Source organism: Cytobacillus sp. S13-E01, assembly GCF_029193815.1.
GTDB lineage: Bacteria > Bacillota > Bacilli > Bacillales > Bacillaceae_L > Bacillus_BV.
In genome coordinates this window covers 1-10,040 of the sequence record NZ_JARFVC010000059.1, presented here as the reverse complement: position 1 = coordinate 10,040, position 10,040 = coordinate 1, and the positions used below count along the sequence as shown (strand labels likewise).

Sequence of the window (10,040 nt, the reverse complement as noted above, 5' to 3'; positions counted from 1 at the left end):
TTTTATACTCCCTCATTAAAGTAAGGTTTTTCTCTTGTTTTCTCTGTTTTTCTCAGTATTTCAAATTTCAATAAGACTGCACTTTAATGGACTAACAGAACTTTATTTGTATTTTAGAGGAGGAGGACATAGTTAAATAAACCCTCTTCTTCTATTTTTTTACAAAAAAGGATAATATCTAGAAATATGGTCGCTATTGGATCCCACAATGTTCATGGCGGCACACCCTCCCATTTCTCACGGCGTCATATGAAAAATATGCGCATACATTCCTTCGTTCTGCCTATCCATGAAGTGGGGTCGGCGATGCTTTCTTGCGGGGTCATTGCCCAATAGTATAAATGCTTGCCGACTGCTCCTAGCTTCTGTTGTAAGTCTTCTTCAAATTGAAACAACTTTAAAATACTTCGACTACTAAGTGAATAAAAAATGAGAATTAAATATTGTCATCGATACTACTGTTTATGTTATATAAATCTTCGACTATTTTCTGCACCTAACTTCTTTTTGATCACTTTACCCTATCCTTTTAAGCAGCTTCTTGCATACTAAAATGAGGAATATCTTGTAACATTTTAGCTGGTTCAAACTCAATTTGTTTCTTTCCAATCGTAAATAAAATACGAATTAATTTACAACATATAGCGATGATAGACTGCTTCTTTTTTAATGGATTTTCATTTCGTGTAATAAAGTACTGATGTAGTGCCTTAAATGCAGGATTTTGAGCTACAAGAGGCAACACGACTTTAAACAATAGTGCCCTTAATTTAGGACGCCCTCGTTTAGTAATAATTGTTTGCCCTTTCCACTTTCCTGATGTAGCTAGTTTTAAGTTTAATCCTGCTAACTTAACAATTTGGTCGGGATGTGAGTACTTTTGTAAATCACCGACTTCTGCAAAAAAGGAGGCTACTGTAACTTGTCCAATACCTTTAATATCTCCCATCTCTCTCGCCCCTGGAACATCTTGTATGATGTTCTCTACTTCACTCCAGACGCTCTCTAATTGTTCTGAAAGAAGATCGTATTGGTCTAGTAAGCTTTTTAATTTTAACCTAGCTAGACTTCGCCCCTCTTTAATGCCTACTGAACGAAGGGCAACGTTTTTCAACTGAACAACCTTCTTTATTCCCACACCTTTTTTAACTTCTTTACGAATTTCAGCTAGAATTTCCAAGTCTTCACGCTCTAATAACTCATCAGGAAAAAGTCCCATTCTTAGAACTTGTAGAGAAGCTTTTCCATCCCACTTCCCAAAGACCGTTAAATATTCAGGAAAGAAACGGTCGAGCCATTGGTGAACTATATTTTTCACAGCTGTTAGGTCCTGTACCAATTGGTTATATAGGTTCATACCTTCACGTAAATCCGAGTATATACCTTCCGGTAAATTGGGCTCCGAATATCTTCCGCCCTCAATAAGTCTAGAGATAACTCTAGCATCCTTGAAATCATTCTTAGTAGGAGAATTGTCATCTAACTCCTTTGTTTGCTTAACATGAGCTGGATTAACTACAACCACCTTTTTTCCTTTTTCTTTTAGCCAATAAGCCAACGGAAGCCAATAATGTCCAGTAGGTTCCATCCCAATGATGACATCTTCCTTAGACTGTTTAGCTTTGATTTGATTTAACCAGTTTATGAAACCTTCAAAACCCTCATATGTGTTTAAAAATGTATGAGCTTTTCCAAATTGTATACCTCTATAATCTTGTGCTCTTGCGACATGCTTATGTTTAGCAATGTCAACCCCTATAATTAAGGTTTTTTCTGTAAGTTGCAGAATCTTGTCATTTTGTTTATACTTCATTTTATGTCCTCCTTTGGTTATTAAATGTCCTTTGCGCTGATCAGCTTGGACACTTTGTATCATACCAAGGAGGCTTATTTTATTCAAATCTCATTTTGCTTTAATACAGGAATGCTTTCTTATCTTTTAAGAAAAGCGCAGGGCGCCCCGCTTAGCAACTTATGGACTGGAGGCTTATAAAGTGAAGTTAAATGAGAAAGAGAAGCAATCCTTAAGTGATTCGATTGATAAAATGAATGAAGGCCTTGATGTGTTTATTCAATTCTATAATGAATCAGAAGAGGATAAACCCTTAATCGAATTTGATGAAGATGTTATTGAGGCTATTGAAAAAGCGAAGGAAGCATATGGAGAAGAGGCTACAAATAAAAAAATTAATACAATTATAAAAGAGGTGCTTACATTTCTTCCTATTAACGGTGAGAGCTAATTATTTCTCTACTATTACACCTTTCGTTCAATCGAAAAATAATTATTATTGGTATTACTCTTGGAGGAATTCTTAATGAGAACAAATACTATGCTAACCACTTTTCTAAGGTGGCCAATAATCGCCCGAATACTAATTATCATTTTATTTATCATTTCCTTATTTGGATCAGTAATCCACCTTATTGAGCCAGAGAACTTTCCAACTATTTTTGATGGAATATGGTGGGCGCTTGTTACTACCTCCACTGTTGGTTTTGGCGACTTTGTTCCGACCTCGATACCAGGTAGAAGTCTTGGTATGGTGTTAATTTTAGTCGGGACAGGATTTGTTACAACCTACTTTGTCACATTAGCAACAACAGCAGTGACTAATCATAACACTTTAAAAGAAGGTAAGATGGTATTTACCGGGAATAAACATGTTGTCATTATAGGATGGAATGAAAAAGTTCGAGAAACGATTAATCAACTTAATTCCTTAGACCATTCTACTTCGATCATATTAGTAGATGAAAGCCTAGTAGCTTGTCCCGAAACATTACGCAACGTTCATTTTATTAAAGGTAATCCCACTGTTGATGACACATTACTTAAAGCTAATATTAATCAAGCTGAAATGGTAATCATTACAGCTGATCAGAGTAAGGATGAAAAACAGGCGGATATGTCCTCCATTCTTACACTAATTGCTATTAAAGGACTTAATCCTGATGCATATAGTATTGTAGAGATTTTAGCATCCCATCAAGTAACTAACGCGAAACGTGCAGGTGCTGATGAAATAATTGAAACCAACCGACTCTCGAGCTACCTTATGATCAATAGTATTGTTTCACACGGAATGTCTGATGCCCTCTTAAGCATGCTCGATCAATTAAAAGGCAGTAAACTTAAATATATTGAAATTACCCATGATTTAATTGGGAAATCCTTTAGTGAAAGTAGCACGGAACTTTTAAAACATAAAATTTTATTACTTGGCGTTAAACGAGGAGACAACTCAATCATCAACCCAGCCTTAAGTTTTCAAATACAACTGAATGATGAGTTGTTAGTAATAAAGGATTAATGACGTCTTATTTGTACGATAAGAAAAGCGCAGGGCGCCCTCTCGGCGCGTCGATTAAAACCCGCCACGTCCTGTGGCGAACATCGACATCAGCACATCCTGTGCAAGTCAAGCATAAGACGAGCCGTCTGGAAGGTTGTTCTTTGACCTTCTAGACGGCTTGGCTTATGACCTCAGGTCGATGGCGCCCGGAGCTAGACACTAAAACTAAGTACAAATTTTTATACTTTCTTATCTTTTAAAAAAGGGATTCTTAAGGAATCCCTTTTAATCATCTTCTAATATAGATTCAAGCTCTTTTACTAAAGATTTTCCCAAATCAATGTATTTTTCTGGAAACTTTGCATCAGGATCTTGTGGTTCTTGAAATTGATCGATACTAGCAGACATGAAATCCATATCTGATTCAACATGATCATCTAATCCAATTTGATATTTATGTGAAAGAAGAAATGGTCTACCTAGTTGAACAGTTGTGCCTTGAGAATCAAGTTGCCCATCCACAGCCGCAAATGGTACCCTTAAAAATTGATAGCCTACTTCGTCATCAATCTTGTAATCAAATGAACCATGGTCATAGTCCCAACTTCCACCGATTGAATAACCTAAAGGCTTTAGTTCTTTTTCAAGCTTGTATAATTGATAGGTCTTTCCTTCTATTGTCGAAGGAATTGGTATCATACTGAACAACCCCTTTTTATGTAATCTATTGTTAGATTGTCCAAGTTAATAAATATTAATAAAAGATCTTTCGGTTAAACCTCTTTTCCATCTCTACAGAAAACTACGTAAGCTAAAAAAGAGATTCCACAAAACTGTAGAATCTCCAAACCATTTATTTCAGTCGTTTTTCTAGCTCTGCTTTTTTCTTTTCAAAGCCTGGTTTACCTAGGAGAGCAAACATATTTACTTTGTATGCTTCAACTCCAGGTTGATCAAATGGGTTTACTCCAAGTAAATAACCACTCATTGCGCATGCTTTTTCAAAGAAATAAACTAAGTATCCAAAAGTATACGCATTTAACTCTGGAACATTGATAATTAAATTGGGAACACCACCATCAGTATGTGCAAGCATTGTACCTTCAAATGCTTTTTTATTAACAAAATCAACTGATTCCCCAGCAAGATAATTAAGTCCATCAAGGTCATTTGATTCTTCAGCAATTGTAAGCTCATGACGCGATTTTTCGACATTAAGGACTGTTTCAAATAAGTCGCGACGTCCTTCTTGAATGTACTGACCGATAGAATGAAGGTCAGTTGAAAAATTTGCGGATGATGGATAAATACCTTTTTGATCCTTCCCTTCACTCTCACCAAATAATTGCTTCCACCATTCAGAAAAGTAATATAAACCAGGTTCATAATTAACAAGGATTTCAATCGTTTTTCCTTTGTTATAGAGCGCATTCCTAACTGCTGCATATTGATATGCAGGATTTTCATCAAGCTCTGATTTCGCAAAGTCTTCACTACCCTGTGCAGCACCATTCATCATCTGTTCAATATCTGCGCCACTTACTGCTATTGGTAATAATCCAACTGCGGTTAATACAGAGTAACGTCCACCAACATCATCAGGAATAACGAATGTCTCGTAACCTTCCTCATTTGCTAATGTTTTTAATGCTCCTTGTTCTTGATCAGTAGTCGCATAAATACGTTGGCGAGATTCTTCTTTCCCATATTTTTCTTCTAATATTTTTCGGAAAATACGGAATGCAAGTGCCGGCTCTGTCGTGGTTCCTGATTTAGAAATAACGTTAATAGAGAAATCCTTTCCATCTAAAAGATCCATTAGGTCTTTCATATATGTAGAACTAATATTGTTTCCTACGAAAACAACCTGTGGTGTTTTACGCTGCTCTTTGGATAAAGCATTATAGAAAGAGTGGTTTAACATCTCAATGGCTGCTCTAGCACCTAAGTAGGATCCACCAATTCCGACTACCAATAATACATCAGAATCAACTTTAATTTTTTCTGCACTTTTTTGGATTCGTATAAATTCTTCTTTGTCATATTCTCTTGGTAGGTCAACCCACCCTAAAAAGTCATTACCTGCGCCTGTTTTCTCATGAATTGAATGGTGCGCAACCTTAACTGCATCTCGTAAATATGTAAGTTCATGTTCACTAATAAAAGTTAACGCTTTTGAGTAATCAAAACGAACATGTGTCATGTTTTGGTCCTCCATACTATTGAATTTTGGCTTTGCCTCTTTCACTTTAACGAATCAAGCAACGTAAATCAAGCAGCACCCTATTATGTAAGCGCGTCCAATAAAAAAACAATTCATGACAAATAAGAAAAGCGCAGGGCGCCCGGAGCTGGACACTAAAACTAGGTACAAATTTTTACTATCTTATCTTTAAATAAAAACACAGACCAAAGTTCATCTTTGGTCTGCTAATAGTCTTTTTTACAATGATGCTTTTAAAATCGCAAGTGCATCTTCTTTTCCGAGCTTTTTAAAGTTTCCAAATTCACCGAAAGACACTGTTTTTTCTGCAATAAGCTCTAGTTTTTCAGCTGTGATCTCATAATCAGCCAATCTAGACGGCGCACCAATACTGTTCCAGAACTCACGGAGTTTTTCAATACCCTCTAGGGCTACATCTCGATCAGATTTCCCTTCTGAATTAACGTCAAATACACGCTCCGCAAGTTGCTTAAATCGGCCGACATTTTCATCTAAGGTGTATTTCATCCAGTTAGGGAAAAGAATTGCTAACCCACCTGCATGCGGAATATCGTAAACCGCTGAAACAGCATGTTCAATATTATGTGATGCCCAATCACCACGATAGCCCATGTTTAACATTCCATTTAAAGCGATAGTTCCATTTAATAAGATGGTCTCACGGTATTCGTAGTTTTCAAGATCCACAAGCAGTTTAGGTGCTGTTTCCATAACTGTGCGCAATACTGCCTCACACATTCTATCTTGAAGTGGGGTATTGGTAACATGGTGAAAATAATGCTCAAACACATGTGACATCATGTCTACCATGCCATAGATTGTTTGGTCAAGTGGAACTGTATAAGTATTTACTGGGTCTAAAATTGAAAATTGAGGGAATGTTACTGTGCTTCCCCACCCGTATTTTTCTTGCGTTTCCCAATTTGTAATTACAGAGCCTGCATTCATTTCTGACCCAGTTGCCGCAAGTGTTAATACTGTACCAAACGGAAGTGCTTCCTTGGCAACGTTCTTTCGAGAGATAAAATCCCATACATCGCCTTCATATTTCGCTCCAGCTGCAATTGCTTTAGTGCAGTCAATTACACTTCCACCGCCAACAGCTAAGATAAAATCGATGTTTTCCTTTTTGCAGATTTCAATACCCTTATGGGCTGTAGTTAACCTTGGATTTGGTTCAACACCTGAAAGCTCGAATACTTCTGCGCCAATTCCATTTAATAAACCAATTATACTGTCATAAAGCCCATTTCGTTTTATGCTACCTCCACCATATACCATTAAAACTTTATTTCCGAACTTTGGGATTTCATTCTTTAACTGCTCTACCTGTCCTTTACCAAAAATTAATTTAGTTGGATTATGATATGTAAAATTTTGCATTAAAAATCGCCTCCTTATTTTAATTATGAATGATTTAATAAAAGAATGTAAAGAAATTAACTCTATTAGAATTTCCACAATAAATATGCCCATGCATAATTTTTGAATTTTAACTAAAAATAAAGATGAAATAAGTATAGGGAGGTTAGACTATGACTACAATTCAACGTATAGCGTTACTTTTAACCATTATTGGTGCCATTAACTGGGGTCTTATTGGCTTCTTTCAATTTGATTTAGTTGCGGCAATCTTTGGCGGCCAGTCATCAGCATTATCTAGAATTATCTATGGACTAGTCGGTATTGCTGGATTAATCAATCTTGGCTTATTATTTAAACCAGCCACGGAAACTGAAAATGCACCAGAACCTAGGCCTACAAGCTAGCTAAAATAAAGAAGACTCAGTGAGTGGCGAGCCAGAAAGGGCGAAGTCAGAGGCTTAGTTGCACTCAGCGTTTTAGAATTTATGGATATAATCTGATTAACTAAGAAAAGCGCAGGGCACATGGAACTAGATATCAAAAATTATTAAAAATTTTAGCTTCATATCTTATTAAAAAGGCTACGTCATTTTAAATGTCGTAGCCTTCCTTATTATTACTTTTTAATTAGATCTTCTCGATTAGATTGTTCAATCCAGCCTTCTAATTTTTCTTTTAAGGTGTTAAAACCTTGTGGTGCCTCTGTATTATAGCTTTCAGCTTTTACAGTAGCTTGTCGTTTTTTTGGTTTAGCTGTTTTTGCAGCTACTGGTTTTTCTGGTGCCTCTTCAGTCGCACGAATTGAAAGACCGATTTTCCCAGCCGCTTCGTCAATTGAAAGAACCTTTACATTAACTTCATCTCCAACTTTAAGATGTTCATTAACATCCTTAACAAATCCGTGAGTAACTTCAGAAATGTGGACTAATCCTTGTGTTGATTCGTCTAACGCTACGAACGCTCCGTAAGGTTGAATTCCTGTTACTTTCCCTTTAACAACACTACCTACTTGATATATTTCAGACATGCAAACACTCCTAGAACTTTATTTTATATATATATTTTATACGCAATTTAAAATTATATCATAGTTTATGAATATAATCAAAAATTGTTTTTTAGTTACACATTTAGGATTTACTATTTCAGTCTGAAATATAAACATCAGTAAGGAGTTTTTAAAGGTAGGTAAGTATAAAATCCCACCTAGTTTCGTCTGTAGCTCCAGGCGCCACCGGACCTAAGGTCATAAGCCATTTCCTTTGCTTGACTTGCACAGGATGTCTCCAAGTTTTAAGATGGGGGTCTAACAGCCCCTTTTGCAGTGGCACCCGAATAATCATAAATTTTTACATATTATGTTTATTACTAAGTATTTTTGGCAACTATATTATTAATAAGGCTTTCTAGTATTCCCCCCCTTTTGTTTTTTGGACAAAACCGTCAAGGTTTTGTCCTTTTTTAATGATCTATCTTAAAGTTATCAACTCATGTTATTATTTAAAGAATTGCAGATGTGTAATATGCAAGTAATTGGATAAAATATTTTTAAATTATTCGGAGTGAATAGATATGAAAATTGAAACGCCCAATCATTTTAAAATACAAATTCAAAATGTAAACATCCATTATGAGTTTTATCAAAATATAAGTAAAAGCAGCCCAACCTTCATCCTAATCCATGGCTTCTTATCTTCTACTTTTAGCTATCGGAGACTAATCCCACTATTAAGTGAAGATCACTCAGTATTGGCACTTGACCTCCCACCTTTTGGTCAAAGCGAAAAATCAACCACCTTTACTTATTCATATAAAAATATGGCTTCTATCGTTGAAGAACTAATTATTCGTCTAAAACTTTCAAATGTTATTCTTGTAGGCCATTCTATGGGTGGACAAATAGCATTAAATGTCGCTAGAAAAAGACCAGATTTGGTAGAAAAAATTGTCTTACTAAGTAGTTCAGGCTATATGAAACGGTCATCAACTACTTTAATCTATTCAAGTTATATTCCATTTTTTCATAGGTATGTTAAGAGATATTTAGGTAAACAAGGAGTAGAACGTAACCTCTTAAATGTAGTACACGATCATTCGTTAATTGACGAAGCAATGAGAAATGGTTACCTTCAACCCTTTAACGATGACAAAATATTTATGGCTCTAACGCGGATGATTCGACATAGGGAAGGTGATCTTGAATCAGAAGAGTTACAAAAAATAAAGACACCAAGCTTACTACTTTGGGGCCAAGAGGATAAAGTTGTGCCTGTTACGATTGGAAAAAGACTTCAACAGGATCTACCTATATCAACATTTATTTCCTTTGATAAAACAGGGCATTTGGTTCCGGAGGAAAAGCCACTGCATGTATACGAAAATATCCTTCATTTCATTGATGGTTAATGTGGTAAGAATAACTTAGTATATCGCATTGTCCGAAGACGGACACCAAAATTAAAATGAGAAATATATTTTTTAAAAATGATTATCCCACTAGCTCAGAATAGGTAACTGTTTTTGTTGATGCACAGAGTGCCCCTAAACGATGGAACCATTCACCTTTGAATTTTCTTCGATTAAATCGATAACAAAATTCGTCTAGGTAGGATTGGAGATGCTTGGAGTCAAGTCCGTGATACGTTCCACCAACAAATGCTTTAGCATTTGAAAGAACAGTGTGTAGCCAGTGAAGATGGTCTGGACTTTCTTTGGCATTGAATACTTGATACTCATGTTTAAAACCAGCACCTTTGAGTGATCGGTACGAATGATAGGCATCGCTGCTAATTGTTGAACCTTTTTGGATGTTGTTCTCTGCAAAATCAATCAAGGTTTCCCGCTTTATGTTAGGGACGACCTTCATTTTTAGAAAAAGAGGATGTCCTTGTTTGTTCAAGGATAAACCTACTAATACCTTGGTTTTGTCTGTGCCTCTCCCGCGCTTTCCGCCTTCGGACGGCGCACCAAAGAAGGCATCATCTAGCTCTACGATTCCTGCTAGCGTATAGTTTGCATCACGTTTTCTCATTGCTTGGCGAATCTTATGAAGCATAAGCCAAGCGGTTTTATACGTTACTTCAAGTTCTACTGAAAGCCTTGTCGCAGATACACCACGTTTATCATGAGCGATCATATAGATGGCTAAGAACCAT

At 36.2% G+C, this 10,040-nt stretch carries 10 protein-coding genes; 4 read left to right on the top strand and 6 right to left on the bottom strand.

From position 1 onward, the window contains the following. Positions 1-529 precede the first annotated feature (529 nt). Positions 530-1,813, bottom strand: coding sequence for an IS110 family RNA-guided transposase (locus PY093_RS20760; protein WP_275645258.1), 1,284 nt, complete (start codon positions 1,811-1,813; stop codon positions 530-532). 181 nt (positions 1,814-1,994) lie between these two features. Between PY093_RS20760 and PY093_RS20755 the strand changes: the two genes are divergently transcribed. After that, complete coding sequence (locus PY093_RS20755; protein WP_275647663.1) at positions 1,995-2,243, top strand: atypical membrane-integrating protein (Mistic protein); 249 nt, start codon at positions 1,995-1,997, stop codon at positions 2,241-2,243. A gap of 75 nt (positions 2,244-2,318) precedes the next feature. Next, entirely contained in the window at positions 2,319-3,314 is a 996-nt protein-coding gene (locus PY093_RS20750; RefSeq protein WP_275647662.1) for a potassium channel family protein, read from the top strand. A gap of 267 nt (positions 3,315-3,581) precedes the next feature. Here PY093_RS20750 and PY093_RS20745 read toward each other — a convergent pair whose 3' ends face one another. The 3 genes from PY093_RS20745 to PY093_RS20735 form a co-directional block, all read right to left on the bottom strand. Next, on the bottom strand, positions 3,582-3,995 hold the full coding sequence (locus PY093_RS20745; protein ID WP_275647661.1) for a YugN-like family protein: 414 nt from the start codon (positions 3,993-3,995) through the stop codon (positions 3,582-3,584). A gap of 154 nt (positions 3,996-4,149) precedes the next feature. Beyond that, positions 4,150-5,499, bottom strand: a complete 1,350-nt coding sequence (locus PY093_RS20740; RefSeq protein WP_275647660.1) for a glucose-6-phosphate isomerase — start codon at positions 5,497-5,499, stop codon at positions 4,150-4,152. Positions 5,500-5,739: 240 nt separating this feature from the next. Next, entirely contained in the window at positions 5,740-6,903 is a 1,164-nt protein-coding gene (locus tag PY093_RS20735) for an iron-containing alcohol dehydrogenase (protein ID WP_275647659.1), read from the bottom strand. Between the two features lie 152 nt (positions 6,904-7,055). Here PY093_RS20735 and PY093_RS20730 point away from each other — a divergent pair, with 152 nt between their 5' ends. After that, entirely contained in the window at positions 7,056-7,289 is a 234-nt protein-coding gene (locus PY093_RS20730) for a DUF378 domain-containing protein (RefSeq protein WP_275647658.1), read from the top strand. 212 nt (positions 7,290-7,501) lie between these two features. Here PY093_RS20730 and yugI read toward each other — a convergent pair whose 3' ends face one another. Beyond that, positions 7,502-7,912 (bottom strand): S1 domain-containing post-transcriptional regulator GSP13, encoded by a 411-nt coding sequence (gene yugI / locus PY093_RS20725; RefSeq protein WP_275647657.1) that lies wholly within the window; start codon positions 7,910-7,912, stop codon positions 7,502-7,504. Positions 7,913-8,457: 545 nt separating this feature from the next. Between yugI and PY093_RS20720 the strand changes: the two genes are divergently transcribed. Continuing rightward, positions 8,458-9,291, top strand: a complete 834-nt coding sequence (locus PY093_RS20720; protein WP_275647656.1) for an alpha/beta fold hydrolase — start codon at positions 8,458-8,460, stop codon at positions 9,289-9,291. An 82-nt stretch (positions 9,292-9,373) separates the two neighbouring features. On the opposite strand, the gene PY093_RS20715 is transcribed toward PY093_RS20720, so the two are convergent. Beyond that, a partial coding sequence (locus PY093_RS20715; protein WP_275647655.1) for an IS1595 family transposase occupies positions 9,374-10,040 on the bottom strand: 667 nt, incomplete at its 5' end.

What these genes read in the sequence shown, in the direction of transcription:
- PY093_RS20760 (WP_275645258.1), bottom strand. Translation starts at nt 1,813, where the DNA reads ATGAAGTATAAACAAAATGACAAGATTCTGCAACTTACAGAAAAAACC.
- yugI (WP_275647657.1), bottom strand. Translation starts at nt 7,912, where the DNA reads ATGTCTGAAATATATCAAGTAGGTAGTGTTGTTAAAGGGAAAGTAACA.
- PY093_RS20730 (WP_275647658.1), top strand. Translation starts at nt 7,056, where the DNA reads ATGACTACAATTCAACGTATAGCGTTACTTTTAACCATTATTGGTGCC.
- PY093_RS20720 (WP_275647656.1), top strand. Translation starts at nt 8,458, where the DNA reads ATGAAAATTGAAACGCCCAATCATTTTAAAATACAAATTCAAAATGTA.
- PY093_RS20750 (WP_275647662.1), top strand. Translation starts at nt 2,319, where the DNA reads ATGAGAACAAATACTATGCTAACCACTTTTCTAAGGTGGCCAATAATC.
- PY093_RS20740 (WP_275647660.1), bottom strand. Translation starts at nt 5,499, where the DNA reads ATGACACATGTTCGTTTTGATTACTCAAAAGCGTTAACTTTTATTAGT.
- PY093_RS20745 (WP_275647661.1), bottom strand. Translation starts at nt 3,995, where the DNA reads ATGATACCAATTCCTTCGACAATAGAAGGAAAGACCTATCAATTATAC.
- PY093_RS20735 (WP_275647659.1), bottom strand. Translation starts at nt 6,903, where the DNA reads ATGCAAAATTTTACATATCATAATCCAACTAAATTAATTTTTGGTAAA.